18 protein-coding genes and 1 tRNA gene are annotated in these 24,786 nt (G+C 51.9%); 13 read left to right on the plus strand and 6 right to left on the minus strand.

Going from position 1 to position 24,786, the window contains the following annotated elements; translation table 11 throughout:
* A partial coding sequence (locus tag Q5Y71_RS04765) for a hypothetical protein (RefSeq protein ID WP_306040523.1) occupies positions 1-184 on the plus strand: 184 nt, incomplete at its 5' end.
* 33 nt (positions 185-217) lie between these two features.
* Here the strand turns inward: Q5Y71_RS04765 and Q5Y71_RS04770 are convergent.
* The 3 genes from Q5Y71_RS04770 to Q5Y71_RS04780 form a co-directional block, all read right to left on the minus strand.
* Positions 218-796, minus strand: a complete 579-nt coding sequence (locus tag Q5Y71_RS04770) for a plasmid pRiA4b ORF-3 family protein (protein WP_306040525.1) — start codon at positions 794-796, stop codon at positions 218-220.
* A gap of 292 nt (positions 797-1,088) precedes the next feature.
* Positions 1,089-1,634 (minus strand): hypothetical protein, encoded by a 546-nt coding sequence (locus Q5Y71_RS04775; protein ID WP_306040527.1) that lies wholly within the window; start codon positions 1,632-1,634, stop codon positions 1,089-1,091.
* Between the two features lie 485 nt (positions 1,635-2,119).
* Positions 2,120-2,196: transfer RNA gene (locus Q5Y71_RS04780), tRNA-Arg, on the minus strand.
* A gap of 482 nt (positions 2,197-2,678) precedes the next feature.
* On the opposite strand from Q5Y71_RS04780, the gene Q5Y71_RS04785 reads away from it, so the two are divergent.
* On the plus strand, positions 2,679-3,659 hold the full coding sequence (locus tag Q5Y71_RS04785) for an NAD(P)H-quinone oxidoreductase (protein ID WP_371876996.1): 981 nt from the start codon (positions 2,679-2,681) through the stop codon (positions 3,657-3,659).
* Positions 3,660-3,988: 329 nt separating this feature from the next.
* On the opposite strand, the gene xseA is transcribed toward Q5Y71_RS04785, so the two are convergent.
* The gene (gene xseA, locus Q5Y71_RS04790; RefSeq protein WP_306040529.1) at positions 3,989-5,341 is read right to left on the minus strand and encodes an exodeoxyribonuclease VII large subunit; all 1,353 of its coding nucleotides are present in this window, start codon (positions 5,339-5,341) and stop codon (positions 3,989-3,991) included.
* Positions 5,342-5,514: 173 nt separating this feature from the next.
* On the opposite strand from xseA, the gene guaB reads away from it, so the two are divergent.
* Together guaB and guaA are read left to right on the plus strand one after the other, a co-directional pair.
* The gene (gene guaB, locus Q5Y71_RS04795) at positions 5,515-7,002 is read left to right on the plus strand and encodes an IMP dehydrogenase (protein WP_306040530.1); all 1,488 of its coding nucleotides are present in this window, start codon (positions 5,515-5,517) and stop codon (positions 7,000-7,002) included.
* A 104-nt stretch (positions 7,003-7,106) separates the two neighbouring features.
* Positions 7,107-8,684, plus strand: a complete 1,578-nt coding sequence (guaA, locus tag Q5Y71_RS04800) for a glutamine-hydrolyzing GMP synthase (protein WP_306040532.1) — start codon at positions 7,107-7,109, stop codon at positions 8,682-8,684.
* 165 nt (positions 8,685-8,849) lie between these two features.
* Here guaA and Q5Y71_RS04805 read toward each other — a convergent pair whose 3' ends face one another.
* A complete protein-coding gene (locus Q5Y71_RS04805; protein WP_306040534.1) occupies positions 8,850-9,698 on the minus strand; it encodes an acyl-CoA thioesterase II in 849 nt (282 codons plus the stop codon).
* A 524-nt stretch (positions 9,699-10,222) separates the two neighbouring features.
* Here Q5Y71_RS04805 and Q5Y71_RS04810 point away from each other — a divergent pair.
* The 4 genes from Q5Y71_RS04810 to Q5Y71_RS04825 all read left to right on the plus strand — a co-directional run bounded on the left by Q5Y71_RS04810 (position 10,223) and on the right by Q5Y71_RS04825 (position 16,426).
* Positions 10,223-10,900, plus strand: a complete 678-nt coding sequence (locus tag Q5Y71_RS04810; RefSeq protein WP_301418145.1) for a TetR/AcrR family transcriptional regulator — start codon at positions 10,223-10,225, stop codon at positions 10,898-10,900.
* The gene (locus Q5Y71_RS04815; protein ID WP_306040537.1) at positions 10,893-11,456 is read left to right on the plus strand and encodes a DUF1285 domain-containing protein; all 564 of its coding nucleotides are present in this window, start codon (positions 10,893-10,895) and stop codon (positions 11,454-11,456) included. The genes Q5Y71_RS04810 and Q5Y71_RS04815 overlap by 8 nt, the downstream gene beginning before the upstream one ends.
* Before the next feature lie 350 nt (positions 11,457-11,806).
* Positions 11,807-13,570 carry a serine/threonine protein kinase gene (locus Q5Y71_RS04820; RefSeq protein ID WP_306040539.1) on the plus strand — a complete coding sequence of 588 codons (1,764 nt, stop codon included), beginning with the start codon at positions 11,807-11,809 and terminating at the stop codon, positions 13,568-13,570.
* A gap of 117 nt (positions 13,571-13,687) precedes the next feature.
* Entirely contained in the window at positions 13,688-16,426 is a 2,739-nt protein-coding gene (locus Q5Y71_RS04825) for a TonB-dependent receptor domain-containing protein (RefSeq protein WP_306040540.1), read from the plus strand.
* Positions 16,427-16,665: 239 nt separating this feature from the next.
* Here the strand turns inward: Q5Y71_RS04825 and Q5Y71_RS04830 are convergent, their stop codons facing one another.
* Positions 16,666-18,288 (minus strand): electron transfer flavoprotein-ubiquinone oxidoreductase, encoded by a 1,623-nt coding sequence (locus Q5Y71_RS04830; protein ID WP_306040647.1) that lies wholly within the window; start codon positions 18,286-18,288, stop codon positions 16,666-16,668.
* 359 nt (positions 18,289-18,647) lie between these two features.
* Between Q5Y71_RS04830 and Q5Y71_RS04835 the strand changes: the two genes are divergently transcribed.
* From Q5Y71_RS04835 to gspE, 5 genes are all read left to right on the plus strand, one after another.
* On the plus strand, positions 18,648-19,397 hold the full coding sequence (locus tag Q5Y71_RS04835) for an electron transfer flavoprotein subunit beta/FixA family protein (RefSeq protein WP_306040542.1): 750 nt from the start codon (positions 18,648-18,650) through the stop codon (positions 19,395-19,397).
* Entirely contained in the window at positions 19,397-20,326 is a 930-nt protein-coding gene (locus Q5Y71_RS04840; protein ID WP_306040544.1) for an FAD-binding protein, read from the plus strand. Before Q5Y71_RS04835 ends, Q5Y71_RS04840 begins: the two co-directional genes overlap by 1 nt.
* 212 nt (positions 20,327-20,538) lie before the next feature.
* Positions 20,539-21,228: a type II secretion system protein N gene (locus Q5Y71_RS04845; protein WP_301418159.1), complete on the plus strand. Its 690-nt coding sequence runs from the start codon at positions 20,539-20,541 to the stop codon at positions 21,226-21,228.
* Between the two features lie 54 nt (positions 21,229-21,282).
* Positions 21,283-23,292, plus strand: coding sequence for a type II secretion system secretin GspD (gspD, locus tag Q5Y71_RS04850; protein ID WP_301418161.1), 2,010 nt, complete (start codon positions 21,283-21,285; stop codon positions 23,290-23,292).
* Entirely contained in the window at positions 23,289-24,785 is a 1,497-nt protein-coding gene (gspE, locus tag Q5Y71_RS04855; protein WP_306040546.1) for a type II secretion system ATPase GspE, read from the plus strand. Before gspD ends, gspE begins: the two co-directional genes overlap by 4 nt.
* Position 24,786 lies beyond the last annotated feature (1 nt).

The raw sequence follows: 24,786 nt of genomic DNA on the forward strand, positions 1-24,786 counted from the left end.
CACCACGGATAACCAGGTGCGCAACAATGCCGATGGCACGCCCTGGCAGACACCGGGCAAGGTGGAAACCCTGCAGGCCTCCGCAATGGCAGAGGGCACCGAGAATGAAGAGGTCAATAAAGGTGCCTGGCGCATGGAATGCATCCAGCGCACAGTGAATCTGCGGGTGGTGATTGGGGAGTAAAGGAGAGGCTCTATCGCCTCCTCCTTTACTTGATTATGTTCTGGTGAATACTTCTCGGAGTATCTCGTTTGTTTCGGATGGAGAGAAACTTTCTGATTCAAAATGATCTCCTGCCCATTCACGCATATCTTTATATTCAGGGTGAGCTTCATTGCTCCATTTTTCAAGAAAATCAAAATACCCAAAAACCCCACCAACCTCTTCAGGTGGACAGGCTCGTTTTCCTTTTATACAAAACGGCAGAGTTTGATTCTTTTTGTAGGGGAGTATTTTTTCCAGTGTTATTTTATGCTCCCAACCATCACCAAAATCATATTCGTATAGAATTGAGTCATCTTCCTTTTTTAGGAGGTCCTTTACCCTGAAATTTATTTCATCGTGTAATGTAAATCCTGGATCTATGTCGAATTCTGGATCTATATTCCCATAGCGTGAACTTCCGCAAACGAACTGATGCAGGTGAGAGTTCGTCCATCCCATTACAATTTGTATTGTATGATGAAAGTCTTCAAGAGAAGAGGTGCTGGAAATTAAAAGTCGCCTCCAAATTGGTGGTCGTATATCATTTAACTGGATTTTCAGTTGGTAGATTTCTCTTAAACTAGTAACCATGGGTTATACCGCTCTCTCTGACTAAGAAGATAATGCCGCCATCAGGATGCTTATTTAGTGCGCTCTCTGCAATAATAAAAGCAAACCAAGTGCGCAGCAATGCCGACGGCACGCCCTGGCAGACACCGGGCAAGGTGGAAACCCTGCAGGCCTCCGCTGTTGCAGAGGGCACCGAGAGTGAGGAGATCAATAAATGAGCCTGGCGCATGGAGTGCATCCAGCGCACGGTGAACCTGCGGGTGGTGATTGGGGAGTGAAAGAGGGCTAGAGGCCCTCTTTTAATTGATTAGGCTCACGGACTATCATAGGACATTATTGCTACGAGTTCGGCATCGGGCTGTGAATTGAGGGTAATTACCCATTGCTCCACCAGTTTCCCTGCGCGAAATAGCTGATACGAGGTGGTAGTAAGATACTCTGACTGTGAAACTAATTCCTTTTTGTAACTGAAGCCGCTGTTTCCAGGCGGGAGCCATGATTCCATGCTTGCTTGCAATTTTTCCGGTTCACCTTGATGAATAAAAACAGAGCAAAGACTGTTATTTAGTGCTGTTAGACCAAACTCCCCTTGTTCGTTTTTCAAATGCCAAGCTCTTCCGGAATTTCCTCTCAAATAGCTTTGTGCGACGTTGCTTCGAGCCTCACTGAACCCCATTTCCAATGCTTGACTGGCTACCGCGTCTGAGCTGGCACGACCTACTACACAGGTTCCCATGAAGATTTGTATAGGTAGAGATTTTCTTAGTGATAATTCAGTATTATCTTTCTTTGGAACTGACGCGCAGCCAACGAGTTGCAATGCTAAGAATGTAAATGTGTAGATAATTATTCGATTCATATTTCATAACCTAAACTATGTTTGCCGTTCTATTCAATATATGGCTTTATTTACGCCCAGCCTGAACATGAACTAATGTGGTGAAAGCTCTCTGCAGAAAATCGTAAAGGAAATGATCATCATAGCCATTATTAAGAAAGTAATAATAATAGTTTTCTGTACAATATTCAAAACAGAAGAGAAATTGTCATGCGCCCAATTATACCCATCTTGCTATGACGAATGGATGCCACCTTATGAGCCAGTGCAAGCCATCTATGTTCAGAGGTTTATGGCGATAGTTGAGAAGTATGGACTGCGCTTTTCGGAGCAAGAATCTGCCCAGAGTTTGGCACAGATGAGGGAGTAGAAAAGGCAGGAATAAGCTGATAACTGTGTACTGAATAAACATACAGTTTTTTGTGATTGCCTCCCTTATTTGGTACCACATTTGGTACCACAACAAAAAAAGGCTTACACCGATTGATGTAAGCCTTTGATTTTATTGGCGCGCTCGGTAGGATTCGAACCTACGACCGCCTGGTTCGTAGCCAGGTACTCTATCCAGCTGAGCTACGAGCGCGTTATGGCTTCAAACTATAGAGAATCGGGTTTTTCCAGTCAAGTGGTTTTATAAGAAATTCCTTAAAAATCCGTAAGTTAGCAAATATTCCCAGTTCTTCAACGTCCAGCTGGGCGCGAATTCTGCCGCGCTAGGCAGAAGTTTGCAAGCCCTAATCGAAAAATAGTTGCCTTTGCCGGTTCGGCATTAGGGGGCTGCGTCTATATCCACTTGCTTGTGGGCCTGATTTTGCTGTGTGGGGCGCCAAGTCCGTCAATTCCACGAGGTGGGCTATTTTGCCTTTAATCCTACCCTGTCGACCCCCGGTGGATTTCAGGTTTTCTCCCCAGGTGACTTGAGATGATACGGTAGGTGCTCGGCAAATTGAGCTGTTTGACCATTGAATAATGAATGCTCCTCGCTGCTGTGTCATATTGACCAAATTGATGGCTGTTGAGAGAGAATTCCAGACATCCATGTCTGGCGCATACTTAGAGGAGGGGATGATGCGTGTGATTGAGTTGTTGGGGTATGGTGGCCCGGAAGTGATGCAATTGGTGGAATTGGCCAAACCGGGGATTGCGACAGACGAGGTGTTGATTAAAGTGGCGGCGGCCGGAGTTAACCGCCCGGATATCGTACAGCGCAAGGGGCAATATCCAGCCCCCCCAGGCGCGTCGCCAATCCCGGGTCTTGAAGTGGCCGGAAAAGTGGTTGCTGTGGGTGAGGCGGTGCGGCGCTGGCGAGTGGGCGACAGGGTATGTGCGCTGACGAACGGAGGTGGTTACGCAGAATATGCCGCTGTTGCTGAAGGCCAGTGTTTGCCGATTCCGGCCGGACTTTCTGAGGTTGAAGCGGCGGCTCTGCCTGAGAATTTCTTTACTGTCTGGACCAATGTGTTTGACCGGGCCAAATTGCAAAGTGGAGAAACGCTGTTGGTACATGGCGGTTCCTCCGGTATTGGTACTACGGCGATCCAATTGGCATATCGTTTGGGCGCACGGGTTTTTACCACAGCGGGCTCAGAGGGAAAGTGTACGGCCTGTGAAATACTCGGTGCGGAAAGGGCAATCAATTACCGGGTGGAGGACTTTGTGCAAGTCGTGCGAGAAGCCACTGGAGATCACGGTGCTGATGTCATCCTGGATATGGTGGGAGGGGACTATATTGACCGCAATATAAGTGTGGCGGCTTACGATGGCCGGATTGTCAATATTGCCTATCAGCGGGGCGCTGAGGTGCAGGTCAACATGCTGCCGGTCATGCTCAAGCGCTTGATATTGACCGGCTCTACCCTGAGACACCGCACGGCACAAGTTAAAGCAGAAATCGCGCACGCACTGGAGGCCCGGGTCTGGCCGTTGATTGCGAACGGCAAAGTCCGCCCGCAGATAGCGGCGCAGTTTCCGCTGGAGCAGGTGGCAGAGGCGCACCGACTGCTGGAAGCCGGTAAAGTCATTGGGAAAATCGTGCTCACTGTATAACCCGGCTTTATATTAGTCGTGGAGCAGTACCTAAAAAGGGGCTCCTTTCGAAACTCGGGCAGTGGGCCAATGCGTCTGCCTAACTAGGGCAGAGTCCCAGGTTTTTTCTAGTTATTCATGCGACGACGGTACAGTAACTCCTTGGTGATGATCCCTGTCGAGGCTTTGTCAGGGGGAGGCGATATGCAGCACCTGGGAGGTTCTATCCGCGCCGATGTGTCGGTTTTCAAGTAGTTGCCCCAAGCAACAGGAGGTGACAATCTCGAAGGGAATAATGGAACTCAACGGTTAAGCAGCAATAGGAAAATTCCAAAATATCTGGGGTGAATTCAGCCCTCTGTGGATTCGACTTGTGCGGTAAAGTGCCCACGGGCCAGCCTGACTTTGACCTTTTGCTTGGGAACCAGGGCGCAGCTGTCTTTCAACGCCCCGCCTTCCAGGTCCATAACAATGGCGTAACCCCGCTGCAAAACTGCCAGGGGGTTCACGTTATTGAGCAGCTGAGCAATATGCAAAAAGGTGTCGCGGCTGTGCTGGAGTTGTTGTTTGGCTGCACGCTGGAGGCTGCGCTGGGCCTGCTCAACCTGCCTGTGCTTGTCGTGAATATGGTGCTTGGGATGACAATGGGCTAAGGCCCGCCGAGCTGTAGAGAGCCTGGTTTGGCGCTGTTGCACCTGCTGTTGCCCCACTGCGATCAGGCGTATCTCGAGATGGTCCAGGCGTTGGGCACGGTTTAGCAGTTGCTCTTTGGGATGGCGCAAGCGGTTGCGCTTCAGCATTACCCGCTGGTGCAGCTGGTGTAACTGGTGCTGTAGGGCTCGAAACAAGCGGCGCCTGTCACTTTCCAGCCGCTGGAATAATTCGCGACTATTGGCACTGGCAATTTCTGCTGCAGCCGATGGGGTAGGGGCACGCAAGTCAGCAACTAGGTCTGTGACAGAGTTATCGGTTTCATGCCCCACGGCGGAAATAGTGGGAATCGGGCAGGCGGCCAGTGCTCTGGCCACAATTTCCTCGTTAAATGGCCATAGATCCTCAAGAGAGCCACCGCCGCGACCCACGATTAGGAGGTCATGGCGTTGACTGCGCCCGGCTTTTTCAATCGTTTCGGCAATCTGCTGCGCTGCTCCCTGGCCTTGTACCGCCACTGGCCACAATCCTATTTCTGCAGCCGGATGGCGCCGGTGTAGGACATGGATCATGTCGTGGATGACTGCGCCGATAGGTGAGGTGATAATGCCAATATTGAGAGGCAGGTAGGGCAATGGGCGCTTGCGCGCACTGTCGAACAGCCCCTCTGCCCGAAGCTTGACTTTGAGCTGCTCCAACTGGCGCATCAGTATACCGAAACCGGCCTCTTCCATATGCTCCACTACCAGCTGGAACTCCCCACGCCCTTCATACAGGCTCACTCTTGCGCGGATCAGCACCTCGCGACCATTTTGCGGTTGGAAGGCAACGCTGCGGTTGCGGTTGCGAAACATGGCGCAACGCACCTGTGCGCGGGCGTCTTTGAGGCTGAAATACCAGTGTCCGGAACTGGGTTTGGCAAAGTTGGATATTTCCCCATTGACCCACAACAAGGGTACGCTGTTCTCCAACAGGTGCTTTACCTCCCAGTTCAGCTCGCTGACTGACAGGACACTTCGCTTGGTACCTGGGGGTAGGGAGGCCGGTTGCATTGGTTGCTCTCACGAGAAGGTTGGGGCAGCAATATTGCAGTAACGCCGCGAGAGGTAAAACCTTTTGCCCGATAATTTCGGTTTTCAGCAAATTGCCGTTTGCGTCTTGGGCGCTTGGAGGTATAATCGCGCCGATACCCAATCCCGCCTATTTTTTCGAGGTTTGAGTGTCAATGTCTGAATCCAGTCTGCGCATCGCGCGCGAAGCCCTCACTTTCGACGACGTTCTGCTCGTACCCGGTTATTCCGAGGTGACCGCCAAGGATGTCAGTCTCAAAACCAAACTGTCCCGCAACATTTCCCTGAATATCCCCATGGTATCCGCTGCCATGGATACGGTAACAGAGGCGCGGCTGGCTATTGCTCTGGCTCAGGAGGGCGGTATTGGCATTATTCACAAAAGCATGTCTATAGAGAAGCAGGCCCTTGAGGTGCGCGCGGTGAAGAAATTCGAAGCCGGTGTGGTCAAGGACCCCATTACCATTGAATCTGATGCCACTGTGCGCGAGCTGATAGCGCTCACCGCGCACCACAATATCTCCGGTGTTCCGGTGATGGATAAAGGCGACTTGGTAGGTATTGTTACCAGCCGTGATGTGCGCTTTCTCACCGACTTAGATGTCAGTGTGGCCAGCATCATGACCCCGAAGGAGCGTTTGGTAACTGCCCATGAAGGCGCATCCCCCAACCAGGTGCGCGAGCTGCTTCACCAGCACCGCATCGAAAAAGTGCTAGTGGTGGACGATGATTTCGAGCTGCGCGGCCTGATTACGGTTAAGGATTTTAATAAGGCGGAGCAGTACCCTAATTCCTGCAAGGATTCCGATGGCCGCTTACGCGTAGGCGCTTCAGTGGGCACAAGCCCTGACACCGATAACCGTGTAGCGGCATTGGTGGAGGCCGGCGTGGATGTATTGGTGGTGGATACCGCCCACGGCCATTCTCGTAACGTGATTGATCGAGTGCGGCGGATCAATAGGATGCACCCCCAGGTGGATGTGATCGGGGGCAATATTGCTACTGGTGAAGCTGCACGGGCCTTGCTTGAGGCTGGTGCCGATGCGGTGAAAGTGGGCATTGGTCCGGGTTCTATCTGCACTACCCGTATCGTGACGGGAATCGGTGTGCCCCAGGTGACTGCGATTGCAGAGGTTGCCAGGGCACTGGAAGGTACCGGAGTCCCGATGATTGCCGATGGTGGTATCCGCTACTCTGGTGATATTTCCAAGGCCATTGTTGCCGGCGCTTCCTCGGTTATGATGGGCTCGATGTTTGCCGGTACGGAAGAGGCACCCGGTGAGGTGGAACTGTACCAGGGGCGTACCTACAAATCCTACCGAGGCATGGGTTCTCTCGGTGCCATGGCGCGCACCCAGGGCTCATCTGACCGCTATTTTCAGGATGTCAGCAAGGGCGCAGAGAAACTGGTGCCCGAAGGTATTGAAGGACGCGTTCCCTACAAGGGGCCGCTGTCTGTCATCGTGCACCAGATGATGGGTGGGCTGCGCTCGGCCATGGGCTATACCGGCAGTGTGGATGTTGAAACCATGCGCACCCGCCCGGAATTTGTCCGAGTGACTGCTGCAGGTATGGGCGAATCCCATGTGCATGATGTGCAGATCACAAAGGAAGCGCCCAATTACCCGGTGAGTGGACGGTAGGGACTGGAAGCTGCCCCCAGACGACAAACCACAGCCTCAAAAACAAGCGGCAAACGGACCTTTTGGTCCGTTTGCCGCTATTTTTTCATTGTATCGAGTCAATCATGAGCCAAGATATCCATTCCAGTCGAATACTGATCCTGGACTTCGGGTCCCAGTACACTCAGTTGATTGCCCGTCGCGTACGCGAGTTGGGTGTTTTTTCCGAAATCCGCGCTTTTGATATGAGTGAGGAGGAGATTCGCGAGTACAACCCAAAAGGCATTATCCTGGCCGGTGGTCCCGAGTCTGTGCCGGAAACGGGCTCGCCTCGTGCGCCGGAAGTGGTTTTCAACCTAGGAGTGCCGGTATTGGGCATTTGTTACGGCATGCAGACCATGGCGCATCAGCTTGGCGGTGCGGTGCAGGGTAGCCGTGTGCGCGAATTTGGATACGCCCAGATTAAGGTTGAAGGCACTTCAAGTTTGCTGCGTGATATCAAGGATCACCTCAGCGATGATGGTAATGCACTGCTGGATGTTTGGATGAGCCATGGGGATAAAGTGGTACAGATGCCAGGGGGCTTTATGCGTATGGCTTCTACGGATTCCTGCCCCATTGCAGGTATGTACAACGCAGAGAAGAACTTCTTCGGCGTGCAGTTTCACCCGGAAGTGACGCACACTTTGCAGGGTGCGCGTATCTACGAGCACTTTGTGATAGATATTTGTGGCTGCGAAAAACTGTGGACGCCTGCGAACATTATTGAAGACGTTGTCGCCAGAGTGCGTGAACAGGTGGGCAAGTGCAAGGTACTGCTGGGATTGTCCGGCGGTGTCGACAGCTCCGTGGTGGCAGCACTTCTGCACAGGGCGATCGGTGATCAGCTGACCTGTGTATTTGTGGACAATGGCCTGCTGCGCAAAAGCGAAGGCGACCAGGTAATGCAGATGTTCGCCGAGAACATGGGGGTATGTGTAATTCGTGCAGACGCTGAAGACTACTTCCTCTCTCGCTTGGCGGGTGTGGTTGAGCCTGAGTCCAAGCGCAAGATTATCGGCAATGCCTTTATTGAGGTGTTCGACCGGGAAGCCTCCAAACTGCGGGATGTAAAATTCCTGGCCCAGGGCACCATCTATCCAGATGTTATTGAGTCCGCTGCCGCCAAGACAGGTAAGGCACATGTTATCAAGTCTCATCACAATGTGGGCGGCCTGCCGGAGGACATGCAATTTGCGCTGGTGGAGCCCCTGCGGGAGCTGTTCAAGGACGAGGTGCGCAAGATCGGGCTGGAGCTAGGGCTGCCTTACGATATGGTATACCGCCACCCCTTTCCGGGTCCGGGCCTGGGTGTGCGTATCCTAGGGGAGGTGAGGAGGGAATATGCGGATATCCTGCGTGAGGCAGATGCAATTTTTATCGAGGAGTTGCACAAGTCCGATTGGTATCACAAAACCAGCCAGGCATTTGCCGTGTTCCTGCCGGTGAAATCAGTCGGTGTGGTGGGTGATGGTCGTCGCTACGAATATGTGGTGGCTCTTCGCGCTGTGGAAACCGTGGATTTTATGACAGCGCGCTGGGCGCATCTGCCCTACCAACTGATCGAGAAAGTCTCCAATCGCATTATCAATGAGATAGCGCAAATTTCCCGCGTGGTATATGACGTATCCAGCAAGCCGCCGGCGACGATCGAGTGGGAGTAAATTGTATACAGCCAAGTGAATTTAAAATAGCAAGTGATGATTTGTAAATCTCAACAATATGCCTAAAGGGCTTTTGACTTTAAAAAGTAAACAATGTCGCTGAAGTTCGATCCAGATTTGTCTCAACCTGTGGCAACGGGCTAAGTCCCCGGCATTTAAACAGGTTTAGTGTTTAATTTTCCGTATGAGCCCCTCTTGCGCGGTGGAGGCTACAAGGAGACCATCGCGGGTGAAGATCTGGCCGCGGGTGTATCCGCGCGCGCCGCTGGCCGAAGGGCTGTCGGTGACATACAAAAGCCACTGATCCATGCGGAAATCCCGGTGGAACCACATGGCATGGTCGATACTGGCGGGCATCAGGTGGGGGTCAAACAGGGAGGTATGGTGCGGTTGCAGAGAGGTGCCCAGCAGGCCCATATCCGATGCATAGCAGAGGGCGGCGCGGTGCTCCATTGGGTCGTCGGACATGCCGCCCTCTGCGCGCAGCCAGAACTTGCACTTGGGCTCGTGGATTTCGGTAGCAAAGTAGCTGTGGGGGTCAACGGGGCGAAAGTCGATCATATAGCGCCGCTGATCGTACTGTGGGCTGACAAGCCCCGCTTCCAGCGCCAGCTGCTGGGTGTTTTTCAGGCTCTCCGGCGCCGGAATCTCCCCGTTGGGCATATCCGTCTGATGATCGAAGCCTGCCTCCTTGATTTGAAACGAAGCGGACATGTTAAAGATGGCCCGCCCCCGTTGCTTGGCAACAACCCGCCTGGTGGTGAAGCTGCCACCATCTCGGATGGGATCAACTTCATAGATAACAGGTAATTCACTAGAGCCTGGGCGTAAAAAGTAGGCGTGCAGGGAGTGGGGCAGACGGCTTTCTACCGTCCGGCTGGCGGCAGTCAGGGCCTGGCCCAGCACTTGTCCGCCAAAAAGTATTTTTCGATAGTTTTCCACATGGTGGCGGCTGCGAAAGAGGTTGCGATCCAGCTCTTCGACATCGAGTAGTTTGTTCAGTGTTTCAGACATGGACAAGGTTACCTGTTCACCGGGATATCCAATGGGCCCTTCATACTCTGGCTGACTGTCGCCTGGCAGAAATAGCGCAACTGCCCGGGGTTACTTGTATCTCTGGCTCCCGAGTTGGATTCACTCACAATTGGACTGGCCGACAGGCTAATAATAGGAATAGTCGGGATTGTCCGGGAGGGCGTACATAGGTTGCTCAGCGCGGGAATAATAACAGTAGATGACGCGAAAAACATCAATAGTCATAGTTTTGTCCACCTGCTTACTGAACAGGCCTTCAGCCACTGATCTGCGAGCAAGTGGACGCCAGGTAGGCTTTTGTCTGCTTAAAGGGGGATCGGGGAGTAAGGGTTAGGGCTTTTTTTGGATGAATTGATCAAAATTCATACATAATGGCTTGTCTTTCTTCGTATTAACTAGACTAATTTCCCGATTTGCTTTTCCAAGCGACTCGAATTGCCTATTATTCATGAACAAATAGTCAATTTCAGTTCCCAATAGTACGGGCAGAAAGGGTTGGAAATATGGATAAGGCAAAAGAGAAGGTTCAGAGGTTTCGCGCACGAGAGCAGCGCATCCTGGATGCAGCTCTGGAGCTTCTGCTGGAGCACGGTGAAGAAAAGGTCACTGTTGAGCAGATTGCCGATCGTGTGGATATCGGCAAAGGCACTATCTACAAGCACTTTGTTTCAAAGACGGAAATCTATATGCGCTTGTTGATGGATTATGAGCGGTCTCTTGCCGAACGGCTCAAGGTGGCTGTGGGTAATGCTGAACGGGGGGATATTGCTGCACCGGCTCGGGCCTACTTTGAGTCCCGTATGGCCGATCCCGGCAAGGATCGACTCTTTCAGCGCCTGGAAGAGAAGATCATCGCCCTGAACCAGGCCCCTGAGATGATCGCCGAGCTCCATACAATCCGCAATGCCATTGCCTCTGCACTGAACCGGGTATTTGAGCGCAGGATGGAGCAGGGCATGATCAAGAGGGTGCCAGCTTACTATTACTACTCTACCTATTGGGCTTTGGTTCAGGGGGCTGTAGAGCTTTACCATTCCAAGTCGTTCGCCGATGTGATTGAGGATAGAGAGGGCCTGATGGAGTTCATTATGGATGTGGGTGTCCATATCGGCGATATCTCTGCCCGCAAGCCCCAGGAAACCAGCCATTCTGGTGACATCGCGGGCCCGTCCTTTGGCTGAACCACTTTTCCAGCAGTTGCAGGCGTTGCAGAAGGCGTTTCAAGGACACCCCCCGGTTGAACGGTGGAATCCAGATTTATGCGGCGATATGGATATGGTCATCAAGCGCGACGGCCGATGGGTACACGAGGGCAGTGAGATCCGCCGCCAATCACTGGTCAAGTTGTTTGCCGGGATTTTGAAGCGGGAAGGGGGGGAGTACTTTCTGGTAACTCCTGTGGAGAAGATGCGCATTCAAGTAGAAGACGTGCCTTTTGTAGCGACTCAGGTGGCACGCAATGCGAATGGCGATGCGCAGACGTTGTTGTTTACCACCAATGTGGGTGATGTTATTGCGCTGGATGAAGCATCTAATTGGCGCTTGCAGCAGTTCGGAACCCCTTCCCGACTAATCCCTTATCTGGAAGTTCGCGGTGGTCTTCAAGCGAGGGTCTCCCGTGATGTCTTCTACCAGTTAGTCGATTGGGCTGAAGAGGATAACAATGATTGCGAAGGTACCGGAAAACTGTTTGTTCGGAGTGCCAGTAAAGACTATTTACTCGGTTCTTATAATTGATGTTATGCTATTTATAAAGTGAGAGGCAGTATTTCGCTGACTCTGGGCTTCTGCACGAGTTCATCACTTCTCAAGAAAGATCCCACCCTGACTTTACCGCTGCCCATTTAAGTTTTGTGTTTATGACGGGAAAAGCAGGCATTCCCTGTTGCCATTTCATTTATTTGAAGCATTACTGAAGTTTTTATGCAATAAAAAATTCAAAAAAAATGCAAGCCTATGTGTTTTTATTGGAAAAATTATTAAAAATATAAAAATTTAACAAATCCGCAACATGGCGTTTCTACACTCCTCCGCGCTCATATCACTTAGGTGAAAAAGCAAACGTAATTTTCGGGCAATCAAAAAGTGTGTTGTTTGGTTTGATGGTTATCAGTCCTCTCAATGCTTATGAGCTGCCCATATCAATGGGTGAGATTCCTGTAGGGGGAAACATGAAGCGCGTACAGAATAGGCTTTTGCTGGTTGCTGTCATTGCAGCACTTATGGCTGGTTGTGATAGTGGTGGGATTAATATTGAACCGACCACTGTTGACAATTCGACAAACACCGGCGGGGGAACAAACACACCCGTAACTTCCTATGATGGTCCTTGTGCTTACTATGAACAAGGGGATGGCACTATTGTTCACGGTGACTACAACGAGTCAAAAGGTAATTGTGAGTACCAGCGTGATTTCGTAGATGCTGGCAACCCTTTGATGCACGATATCACTTTGGCCACTTTGGCTGACGGCGGAGCTCATGTATTTATTGGGAGTTTAGTAATTGGTCAAAACTACGATTCCCACGCTGATATGCAAGCAGCTGGTATCACCCAGGGCGGTGATGGTGCCAAACTGACTATTGAGCCAGGTGTTACAGTGGCATTTAACTCCGCCGCGGAATCACTGGTGATTAACCGCGGCTCTCAGATTTTTGCGGTGGGTACTTCAAGCGCGCCAATTACTGTTACCTCGTTATCTGATGTGAACGGTGAGATCTCTGATCCGGAAGCCGTTGGTGAGTGGGGTGGGATGGTTGTCAATGGTTTCGGTGTCACTAATAAATGTGAATACACTGGATCTGTAGATGATGGTGATCTGGCAATGGCTGACGGTGAGTGTAATGTTGACGTAGAGGGCCTCATTGGTGATGCCGTATCAAATTATGGTGGAGAGAATAATGCTGATAACTCAGGCAAGCTGAGTTATTTTCGTGTAAAACACACAGGGTTTGATGTAGTGCCAGGTAATGAACTGAATGGTATTACTTTTGGTGCTGTTGGCTCCGGTACAGTTCTGGAAAATATTCAAGCCTACTCTACTCAAGATGATGGGGTTGAGTTTTTCGGTGGCGCTGTAAACATGACTAACTATGTTGCCATGTTTGTTAACGATGACAGTATCGATATTGATGAAGGTTATCGTGGCACTATTACCAACTCTCTGGTCATTCAGGGCCAGTCAGAAGGTGCAAACTGTATCGAGTCTGATGGTATTGGTAGCTATTCAAGTAAAGACGACGATACTATCCAAGACTTCATTGCTCGCGGCCTCAATAGCCGCCCAACAATCGATGGCTTAACCTGTATTATTTCTCCGGTTGATGGTTCTGACGATCCGGGTGCAGGCTGGCGTTTCCGTGAGGCCATTTTCCCAACTGTAATAAACTCTATGGTTGTGGCTACTTTCATTGCTGCAGACACCAAATCTTTGAACGATAACTACTGCTTGCGCATAGATAATGAAGAGACTCTGCAGGGTGCAGAGGATGGTGATATTGTTCTTGAGTCGAATATCTTTGTTTGTGAAGAAAAGACTAATGGTGATGCACTTCCGGGTGGTCAAACTATTCAAGCGTGGGCTGTTGCCAACGAAAATATTTTTGCAGATGTTACGGGTGCGGTTGACCCAACTACAAATGCAAGTACTGACCTGCAAGTTCTTCAAGGTGCAACTCTGCCAATCTTTAGTGTGAACATTTCGGACATGGTGGTAAATGATGTTCCGATTACCATTACTCCAAAAGGCAATCGTGCGTACTTGGGTGCTCTGAGTGAGAGCGAGGCGAATCTCGATTGGACCCGAGGTTGGGCTGTAGGATTGGATAAAAATCTTTGGATCGCCAATTAAGATAGGTGATGCAGTAGGATTACACCCTGATTTCTTTGAGCGCCGCCTTCGCTGATGGAGTCGGCGTCCTATTTCATTGTACTACCTTATTAGTCAGAAACTGTAAGAGACTGAGTAATGATTAAAAATGAAATATTTCGAAGAGCGCCGCTGGTACTGGCTATTGCCGCGGTCTCTTCGTTTGTCTCTAATGCCTATGCACAGGAAGAACAGCATAACATTCCTACCGCTTCAGAACCGCACATTAGTATTCCGGCAATCGAGGAAGTACTCATTCAAGGGCGTCTGCAAGATTCTGCACAGACACTACTCAATGAGAGGCTTGAAGAAGAAGTTCTGACCGATATGTTGGGTTCGGAAATGATTAGCCGTGTCGGCGACTCTACTGTGGCTGCGGCTCTAAGACGAATTCCGGGATTGTCATTAGTAAATAACAAGTTTGTGTATGTTCGGGGCTTAGGAGAGAGATATTCTAGTACCACTCTGAATGGTGCAGCGGTTCCGTCACCAGATTTGACGCGAAACGTTATTCCTTTAGATATTTTCCCAACTTCAGTGGTTGACTCTCTCGTTGTGCAAAAAAGCTATTCAGCGGATAAGCCTGCGAGCTTTGGTGGAGGTAACGTGGATATCCGTACTAAGGATATTCCAGATCAACTTACATATTCACTGGAAGTTGGCATTGGCTTTAATAGTGAAACTGATGGAGAAGCTCTGAGTTATTCTGGTGGGGGTGACGATGTGTTCGGTACCGATGATAGCTCTCGGGCTATGCCTAAAGAACTCAGTGCAGCGCTTGATCGCTTCTTGGGACGTTTAGATGTCAACAGTATTCGCAACACTCTGATTACGGAGGGAAATGTATATTCATCTCCACGAGAGGCTCGTGCAGCGGCAGAGAGTTTGAATCGAAATCTAGCGCTAGAGTTGAATCGGGATATCGCGATTGAAGAGGAATCCACTAACCCTGACTCAGACATTAGGGCGAGCGTAGGCAATCGCTTTAATATTGATGACAAGTGGGAGCTGGGATTCCTAGCCAGTGGTTCTTATAAGAGCAGGTGGCGAGAGGGGGAAACCACCCAGCGTATCTACGGTGATCCGAAAGAACAGTACGGTATTAAGATTGAATCTACATCAACAGTTGATATCACAGGCAGCTTGAATGTCGGCGTGAGTTACTCTGCTGAGCACACTATTGGACTGACCAGTTTATTTCTGCGAAATACTGATGATACGACATATATAAAAGATTTCTTCAATGAGAACTCTTCCAAGTCGGATGGCGCTGGGTTTAGAGATTACTCAATACGATATGAAGAACGGGAGCTCTTTGTTAATCAACTAAAAGGCACCCACTCAATTGGTGAGGAAACCAAGTCCTTGTTTGGCAATATGTTGAACTGGGTGCCTGAGGATTTGGTATTAGACTGGTATTTCTCTGATTCGACAGCAACTACAGATATTCCTAACGAAGTGGTTGTTCAGGCTTTTACAGACAATGACCCGACTACCGGGGAGGTTCTCGATTCTTCTATACGCATGAATAACGGTAGTGCGAGCTTTCGTTTTACTGAACTTGAAGATGAGGTCCGCAGCTATGGCTGGTCTGCAACTCTACCCATCGAGTTCAGTGCTTCTGTGCTCGAGTTAAGTGGCGGTTATGCCTACAGAGAAAAAGGTCGAATGTATAAAGAGACTCGCTTTGGTTTGGGTATTTTAGAAGTTTCTGATGATGCAATACTAAAAGGTCCTCTTGATGCGGTTTTCAGTGATGAAAACATACTGAATCCCGAAAATAACTACAGCCTTGTGCGTGCGGGTATTGACAATAGGAGCTATATCGCCGCTACGACTACCGACGCAGTCTTCGGTAAAGTTGACTGGACCTATAATGAAGTCTGGCGCGTATCTGCAGGTGCACGCTGGGAGGATTATAATCAGGTCGCGCTGGACTGGAACCCCTATGGTTACACTATACAAGAACCTCAGGTCACTACTGACCCTGAAGAGCTGGTCAACTCTGTATTTAGAGAAGATAAAATTTACCCGGCTCTCTCTCTTACGTATACGAGTGATTTTTGGGCTGAGACTTTCCAGCTGCGTCTCGCGGCATCGCAAACAGCGATTCGTCCAGATCTGCGCGAGATCACCGATGCCGTATACCTTGATCCTATTACCGGTGAACGCGTTAGTGGCAATTCTAGCGTTCGCCCATCCGAAGTAACCAGCTTTGATATCCGTGCCGAATGGTTCTTCGGTAGCGGAGACAGCCTGACAGTTTCTACTTTCTACAAAGAAATCACTGACCCAATTGAGTTCTTTGAGAAGGCAACGAGTGATACAGATATTGGGCGTGAGATCATAAACGCAGAGTCTGGCGAACTTATAGGTGTTGAGCTTGAGGGCTTGAAGACCATGGGTTTCCTTGGGGAGACCATGGATGGTTTCTTCCTGCAAGGTAACGTTACGGTACAAGATGCTGAACTGGTTGCAGGTGTTGAAGCGGATTCACCTACCAACGATGTTCGATCTATGGCTGGAGCATCAGATTATGTGGTTAATATACTGGTAGGATTTGATTCTCCAGATGGTAATCATTCTGCAACTATGGGTTATAATGTGTTTGGTGAACGCTTATACCTTGCGGGTCGACTGGGTTCTCCCGATGCTTTTGAGCAGCCTTTTCACTCCTTAGACATGACTTATTTCTGGTATCCCACTGAAGAAGTGACAGTTAAGCTAAAAATGCAAAACTTGCTTGACCAGTCGGTAGAGATTGAGCGGGATGGGGTGATCGTATTTGAGCGAGCGCCTGGGCAAAATTTTGCACTCAATGTAGAGTACAAATTCTAATGCGTATCTGACTTTATCATTATCAGACTTTGCCAAACTGGGACAGGATTTATCTTTTGCAGCATTTTTATACTTTGCCAAAGGTCAGCTTTGCTAAGTAATTTATTGCCAATAAGATTTAAATTTGATTGTCCCGCAGAAGGTTAAGGTTGTTGAGCTGTTTATGCCTTTTTGAGTACTGATCTCAACTAAAAATGGCGCAGTATTTATATGCGCCATTTTTCTATGAACAACACAGGCTACATATTCGGATAATTGGGCCCGCCGCCGCCTTCCGGTGCTACCCATACAATATTCTGGGTGGGGTCTTTGATGTCGCAGGTTTTGCAGTGCACACAGTTCTGCGCGTTGATCTGGAAACGTTTCCCTCCGGCATCTTCAACCACTTCATACACACCGGCAGGGCAGTAGCGTTGCGCCGGCTCGTCGTAGATCGGCAGATTGTGATTTAGCGGAACCTCGGCATCTTTCAAAATCAGGTGGCAGGGCTGGTCTTCTTCGTGGTTGGTGTTTGAGATAAACACGGAAGACAACTTGTCGAAGCTGAGAATGCCATCGGGTTTTGGGTAATTGATCTTTTTACAGTCCGCTGCCGGTTTCAACTGGGCGTGATCGGCCTTGGCGTCGTGTAGTGTCCAGGGCAGTTTACCTCTGAAAAGGTTAATATCCACAAATGCGTATGCAGAGCCGAGGATATTACCCCACTTGTGCTGGGCCGGGCCGAAGTTGCGCTGCATGTGCAGCTCCTTCCAGGCCCAGCTATTACGGTATTTGGTGCTGTAATTGGTCAGCTCTGCATTGTTACGCCCAGCGGCAATGGCTTCCGCCACACTTTCAGCGGCGATCATGCCGGATTTCATCGCTGTGTGATTACCCTTGATTTTGGCGAAGTTCAGGGTGCCGGCGTTGTCGCCGATCAGCAGGCCGCCGGGGAAGGTCATTTTGGGCAGGGACTGCAGGCCACCTTTGACAATGGCGCGTGCGCCGTAGGCCATGCGCTGTCCACCATCCAGATATTGCCTGATCACCGGGTGGTGTTTGTAGCGCTGGAACTCCCCATATGGGTCGACGTGCGGATTGCTGTAGGCCAAGTCGGTAATCAGGCCGACCACAACCTGGTTGTCCTCCAAATGATAGAGGAAGCCGCCGCCGTGAGTGCCGCTCTGGTTCAAGGGCCAGCCAGCACTGTGCACTACCAGACCCGGCTGATGCCTATCCGTGGGCACTTTCCAGATTTCCTTGATGCCGATGCCATAGTGCTGTGGATCGGCGCCAGCATCCAGCTTAAAGTGCTCAATCAATTGCTTGCCCAGGTGGCCGCGGCAACCCTCGGCGAAGAGGATGTACTTGGCGTGCAGTTCCATACCCGGCATATAGGCCTCTTTGTGCTCGCCATTGATGCCAATGCCCATATCACCGGTGGCAATCCCTTTTACGGCACCCTCCGCATTGTAGAGAATTTCAGCAGCGGCAAAGCCGGGAAAAATTTCTACCCCCAGGTTTTCCGCTTGCTCGGCCAGCCAGCGGCACAGGTTGCCCAGGCTGATAATGTAGTTGCCCTCGTTGTGCATGGTGCTGGGTACAAACAGGTTGGGGACCTTGATGGAGGTTTCGTCACTGCGCAACACGTAAATATCGTCGCCTGTGACCTCGGTATTGAGGGGGGCCCCGCGCGCTTTCCAGTCGGGAAAAAGTTCATTTAACGCGGTTGGCTCAAAGACTGCCCCTGAGAGAATATGGGCGCCCACCTCGGAGCCCTTTTCCACTACACAGACAGAGATTTCCTCGTTGAGCTGGCGGATACGGCAGGCTGAGGCCAGTCCGGCGGGACCGGCACCCACGATCACTACATCGTATTCCATTGACTCCCGTTCCACGGCACTCTCCTCGGCGGTTGTAGTCCACTTTTACGGCCACTTGGCCATGCTATTGATGGCAGATTATATAGGCGTTTAATCATCCCTACCAATTGCATGACTACTCATTTGCTATGGCAAATACGCTGTATTTCAAGGGGTTGGGGAGAGGGAGCAAGAGTTTTTATCCTGGGAAATAGATTTTATGAATGGCAGGCGCGACTTCTATTTGGCTATTGATTTTACGCTATAGAACCGCCACCATACACGCCGTTCAAACACTTGTTTGACCGGAACGCCATATCCGTTCGCGATGTGAATCGTCAGTCGCGGCTGTTAAAACGCATATTTGAGACGGGATTTCCATGAAAGTTCTTGTAGCTGTGAAACGCGTTGTCGACTACAACGTCAAGGTTCGCCCCAAGGCGGATGGCTCTGACGTTGATATTGCCAATGTCAAAATGTCTATCAACCCCTTCTGCGAAATTGCAGTGGAAGAGGCGGTGCGCCTGAAGGAAAAAGGTGTTGTCAGCGAGATAGTTGCCGTTTCCATGGGTCCCAAGTCGTGCCAGGAACAAATTCGTACCGCGCTGGCACTGGGGGCCGACCGCGGTATCCTGGTGGAAACTGATGCCGAGCTGCAACCCCTGGCGGTGGCCAAATGCCTGAAAGCCATTGTTGAAAAGGAAGAGCCGCAGTTGGTGATTCTGGGTAAACAGTCTATTGATGGAGACAACAACCAGACTGGTCAGATGCTGGGGGCACTGACCGGTATGGGGCAGGGCACTTTCGCTTCGGAGGTCGTTGTAGAGGAGGATATCGTCCGGGTTACCCGTGAGATTGATGGCGGCCTGCAAACTGTCGAGTTAACACTGCCGGCCATTGTAACGACGGATCTGCGCCTGAATGAACCGCGCTACGCATCCCTGCCCAATATCATGAAGGCGAAGAAAAAGCCTCTCGATATCACCACACCGGACGCGCTGGGTGTGGATATTGCTCCGCGCACCAAAACTCTAAAGGTTGAGCCGCCGGCGGAACGTCAGGCCGGGGTGAAAGTGGCCGATGTGGCCGAGCTGGTAGAGAAACTTAAGAACGAGGCGAAGGTAATCTGATGAGCATCCTGGTTATTGCAGAACACGATAATGCCGAGTTGAAGGGGGCAACATGCAATACCGTTGCCGCGGCCAAGGCCATCGGTGGGGATATTGCGGTATTGGTTGCCGGTGCTGGTTGTGCCGCCGTTGCAGACGCGGCAGCGAAAGTAGACGGCGTTTCCAAGGTGTTGTTGGCAGATAATGCCGCTTACGAGCATCAGTTGGCTGAAAATACTGCCAGGCTCGTTGTCGACCTGGGCAGAGACTTTAGTCACATCCTGGCTTCTGCCACCACTACGGGCAAAAATATGCTGCCACGCGCCGCTGCACTACTGGATGTGCAGCCGATTTCCGACATTATTGCCGTTGAGAGCGCAGATACCTTCAAGCGCCCGATTTACGCCGGCAATGTTGTTGCAACTGTACAGAGCAGCGATACCATCAAAGTGCTGTCGGTCCGTGCCACTGCCTTCGAAGCCGTGGCCACTGAGGGGGGTAGCGCCCCCATTGAGTCCATTGACAGGGCTGATGACGCGGGTGTTTCCTCTTTTATTGGCGAAGAACTCGCCAAGTCCGACCGTCCGGAACTTACTGCGGCCCGTGTGGTCATCTCTGGTGGGCGTGGAATGCAAAATGGCGAAAATTTCGAGATGCTGTACAAGCTGGCCGACAAGCTCGGTGGGGCGGTCGGTGCTTCCCGCGCTGCAGTAGATGCCGGTTTTGTGCCCAACGATATGCAGGTGGGTCAAACCGGTAAGATCGTCGCTCCTGATCTCTATATTGCCGTCGGTATTTCCGGCGCCATCCAGCATTTGGCGGGTATGAAGGACTCCAAGGTGATTGTAGCCATCAACAAGGATGAGGAAGCACCTATATTCTCTGTTGCGGACTACGGCCTGGTGGCGGATTTGTTTGAAGCGGTTCCCGAGCTTGAAGCAAAACTGTAATCCTTAACGACCATACTGACCAATCATGGAAAAGGCGGCGATAAGCCGCCTTTTCCGTTTTTAGGTGGAACTAGCGTGCTATCAGGGTGGGAGGAGTGGGGTGTTTTCCGTGTTTAATCGGGCGAGAGCGTTGCCTTTACCGGGCTGAAGCAAGAAAATAGACGCCAAAAACCAATTACTTCAGAAAGTTGGATTTGAAAGTGGGTATATCCATGTTCCCGTTACCGCGAGCGGTTGGCTCAATTGGCACCAGGTTTCGCCAGGGTGGGCCGCGCAAGGCATTGTCCAGAAGTACCATGGCAGCCTCCGCTGTGGGCCTGTTGTGGCTGTCCGGCAATCTGTTTGCCTATGGCGCCCTGTTCATGCCTGCCAAACCGCAAGTGTCCCTGTTGGCGGAACGCACACCCCGCGACGCGAACGTATCCCAGCCGGCCTCTATTCCGAATACCCCTTTCTTTGGTCTCGCGGAAACCAAGAAAAAAGAGGTTGTCCCTGAAGTTGACCTCGCCAACCTGCCTGCCACCCAACTGAATATTGTGCTTTCCGGTGTGCTGGACAGTAGCAATAAGGGCAATGCCAGCGCCCTGGTGGCCGAGAAGGGCAAACCGGCAAAGCGCCTGTATGTGGGGGATGCCCTGCCGGGCGGGGCGGAGCTGTATTCTGTTGAGGTGGATCACGTGGTTCTTCGTCGCAATGGCAGGATGGAGAAATTGACCTATCCGGAAGTGGATGGGCGTCCGGATGTTCCCATAAGAAATTACTCCAACCTGGCACGCAGGGCCAGCCAAAATAGTGCCAGGAGCACTGTAAGAAGAGCGGAAAACCAACAGAGCATTCGGGAGCGGATGGAAAAATTGCGCGAACTGGCCCGCGAGCGCCGCGCTCAGCTTCAGCCTCAATGAGCCTGCCAAACTGATCGATTTGGTTTTTTTACATTTACTAGAGCCCCATAAATAATGATTAAAATGTTGTATCGACGGCTGATTGTGGTCGGATTGAGTTTTTTGGTATCTACTGCAGTGCTGGCTCAGGGCCCCGAAAGGGTGACGCTCTCTCTCGACAACGCAGATATTCGCGATTTAATTAACTGGGCGGCGGACTTCACTGGAAAAAATATTATTGTTCACCCTAATGTCAAGGGAAAGGTGACGGTGGTTGCCGGTGATCCCATGACCCACGATGAGGCCTTCGATGTGTTTATGTCGGTGCTTCAGGTGAATGGTTTCAGCCTGGTAGAGCAAGGCGGTACCTGGAAAGTGGTGCCCGATGCGCTTGCCAAGCAGCAAGCGATTCCTGTGGCCGACGAAAATACCTTAGCCCCCGCCGAATCCCTGGTTGTACGCACTGTGCGGGTTGAAAATATTTCCGCGGCCCAGTTAATCGCCATGCTGCGGCCGCTTATCCCACAGACCGGTCATTTGGCCGCCTATGCCGATACCAATACCCTGATCATTGCCGACCGTGCGGCGAACATCGATCAGATCGTACGTCTGGTGCGGCAGTTGGACCGCGCCGGCGCCATCGACATTGAAGTGGTACCACTGTTGTTTGCCTCTGCCAAAGAGGTGAAACAGGTGCTCAATGAGCTGCTGCAGTCCGGTGGCGGCAAGCAGGCAGGTAGAGAAGTACAGCCGCTGCGTATCGCCGTGGATGAGCGTTCCAACAGCATTCTCCTGACCGGCGACCCGGTAACCCGCCAGCAGATCAAGACCGTGATCGGCCGTTTGGACCAGCCACTGGACGGCGATGGCAACACCGCTGTGGTCTATGTGCAGTACGCCAATGCTGCGGACCTGAAACCGATTCTCGAGGGCATGAGCGGCAGTATCCAGAATGCGGAAAAGGATCAGCAGGCTGCCGATGTCGAGGTGAGCATTCAGGTGAACGAATCCCTCAATTCCCTGGTACTGACCGCGCCGCCAGCGCTGCTGGAAACCATGAAGGGGGTGATTGCGAAGCTTGATGTGCGCCGTGCCCAGGTATTGATTGAGGCATTGATCGTCGAAGTGACCGAGGGCACTACCAATGAACTGGGTATAAGCTGGATTGCCGGTGCCGACGACAATGTGGTTGCGGGGTGGAACAATACTGCAGGTGTAGATGCTGAGGGCAACCCGAACCCCTTCTCGCTGCCTATTAGCAGTCTTACCGGGCTAAATGCTTTGCACCTGGGATATTTGAGCGGCACGGATATCCGCTTGGCCATTAACGCACTGGCCACGGAAGCCAATGCGAATATCCTGTCTACCCCGACGATTATGGCACTGGACAATGAGGAGGCGGAAATCCTTGTTGGGGAAAATGTGCCTTTTATTACCGGGGAGCAACTGCTCTCCGGCAGCAATGATGACCCCTTCACCACCATTCAGCGCCAAGACGTGGGGACCAGCCTGAAAGTTACCCCGAGGGTGAATAACAACAATTCTGTGACACTGGAAATTGAACAGAAGGTGGAAGATGTGCTACCTGCTGAAGCTGAAGAAGAAACTGGAGCTTCGGATATTATCACCAGCAAGCGCGAAATCCGCACCAAGGTGTTGATTGATGACGGTGCAATCCTGGTGCTGGGCGGGCTGATGCGAGACAAAGTGACCGATAGCATCCAGAAGGTGCCTTTACTGGGGGACATACCCGGTATCGGTCGCCTTTTCCGTAACAATACAAAAAGAGTCGACAAAACCAACCTGATGGTGTTCCTGCGCCCCAAGATCCTGAGTACCCAGGTGGCCGGTTATGAGGAAACCCGCAAATACTATATGGATATGCAGCAGAAGCAGATTTTCCTCAAAGACAGGACCAGCCTGTTGTGGGACTGGCACCGGGGCGATGCACTGCCCGACCTGATGCCGCCAACGGGTACCTACAACGAAAGCCCCGCGCCCGTGGATGGTTCCATTGATGGTGGGGCTGTGGAATTACTGGACGAGGTGCCGGTTGAGGTGCTGGAGATCGAGGAGGGGAAATGACGGTTGAAACAGCACTGGAGGTTCCATCCGTGCGCCGCCTGCCCTACGCTTTCGCCAAGCGCCACCGGGTGCTGCTGGTGGAGCAGGAGGGGCAGCCCCTGTGCCAGTATGTGGCGCCGGCGAACCCCGCGGCAGTTGCCGAGGTTCAGCGCGTTTTTGGCGGCCCTGTCAGCCTACAGGCAGTTGCGGACGAGGCCTTTCAAGTGGCACTGCAGCGCCTCTACGAGAACCGTGAGGGGGGTAATCTCTCCGAGGTCGAGGGTCTCGGTGAGGACCTGGATTTAGCCGCAGTGGCCGATGCCCTGCCGGAGACCGAAGACCTGCTGGAGCAGGAAGACGATGCACCCATCGTCAAACTGATCAACGCGATTTTTGCCGAGTCGCTGAAACAGGGTGCCTCTGATATCCATATCGAGACTTTTGAAAAGCGCCTGGTGGTGCGTTTCAGGGTCGATGGCGTACTGCGCGAGGTCCTCCAGCCCCGGCGCGCACTGGCGCCGCTGCTGGCCTCCCGTATCAAGGTGATGGCCAAACTGGATATCGCCGAGAAGCGCATCCCCCAAGATGGGCGAATCTCCCTGTTGATGGCGGGGCGCGAAGTGGATGTGCGGGTCTCCACCATGCCCTCCTCCGCGGGGGAGCGGGTAGTGATGCGTCTGCTCGACAAGCAGGCAGGCAAGATGGACTTGGCCAAGCTGGGCATGGCGGCAGAGGACCTGCGCGTCATGACCGATCTGCTCGCCCATCCCCACGGAATTATTCTGGTGACCGGGCCCACAGGCTCCGGCAAAACCACCACCCTGTACGCGGGCCTCGGCAGTATCAACAGCCGCGAGAAAAATATTCTCACCGTAGAGGACCCGGTGGAATACAACCTGGAAGGGATAGGCCAGACCCAGGTCAACACCAAGGCGGATATGACGTTTGCCCGCGGCCTGCGCGCCATCCTGCGACAGGACCCAGATGTGGTGATGGTCGGTGAGATTCGCGATTTGGAAACCATGCAGATCGCCATCCAAGCCAGCCTGACCGGCCACCTGGTCCTCTCCACCTTGCATACCAATACCGCCCTGGGGGCGGTGACTCGCCTGGTGGATATGGGCATCGAGCCTTTCCTGCTGTCCTCGAGCCTGATTGGTGTGCTCGCCCAGCGCCTCGTGCGGGTGCTTTGCCCGCAGTGCAGGCAGCCCCATAGGGCCGATGAGAGCGAGCAGAAGGTGCTCGGTGTCGATGCGCAAGCGGAAACGATCATTTATCGCCCGAACGGCTGTGAAGCCTGCAGCCACAGTGGGTATGTGGGGCGGATCGGTATTTATGAGCTGGTGCCCCTCAATGAGACCATGCGCCAGCTGATCCATGACCGCGCTTCGGAAAGCAAGCTGGTAGTGGAGGCGCGCAAGCTGGGGCCGAGTATTCGCGATGATGGTATCGCCAAGGTTCTGGCGGGCAGGACTTCCCTAGAGGAAGTGCTGCGAGTCACCCAGGAGTCCTGAC

Origin of the sequence: Microbulbifer sp. 2205BS26-8, from assembly GCF_030731025.1 — a bacterium.
In the GTDB taxonomy this organism is placed as follows: Bacteria; Pseudomonadota; Gammaproteobacteria; order Pseudomonadales; family Cellvibrionaceae; genus Microbulbifer; species Microbulbifer spongiae.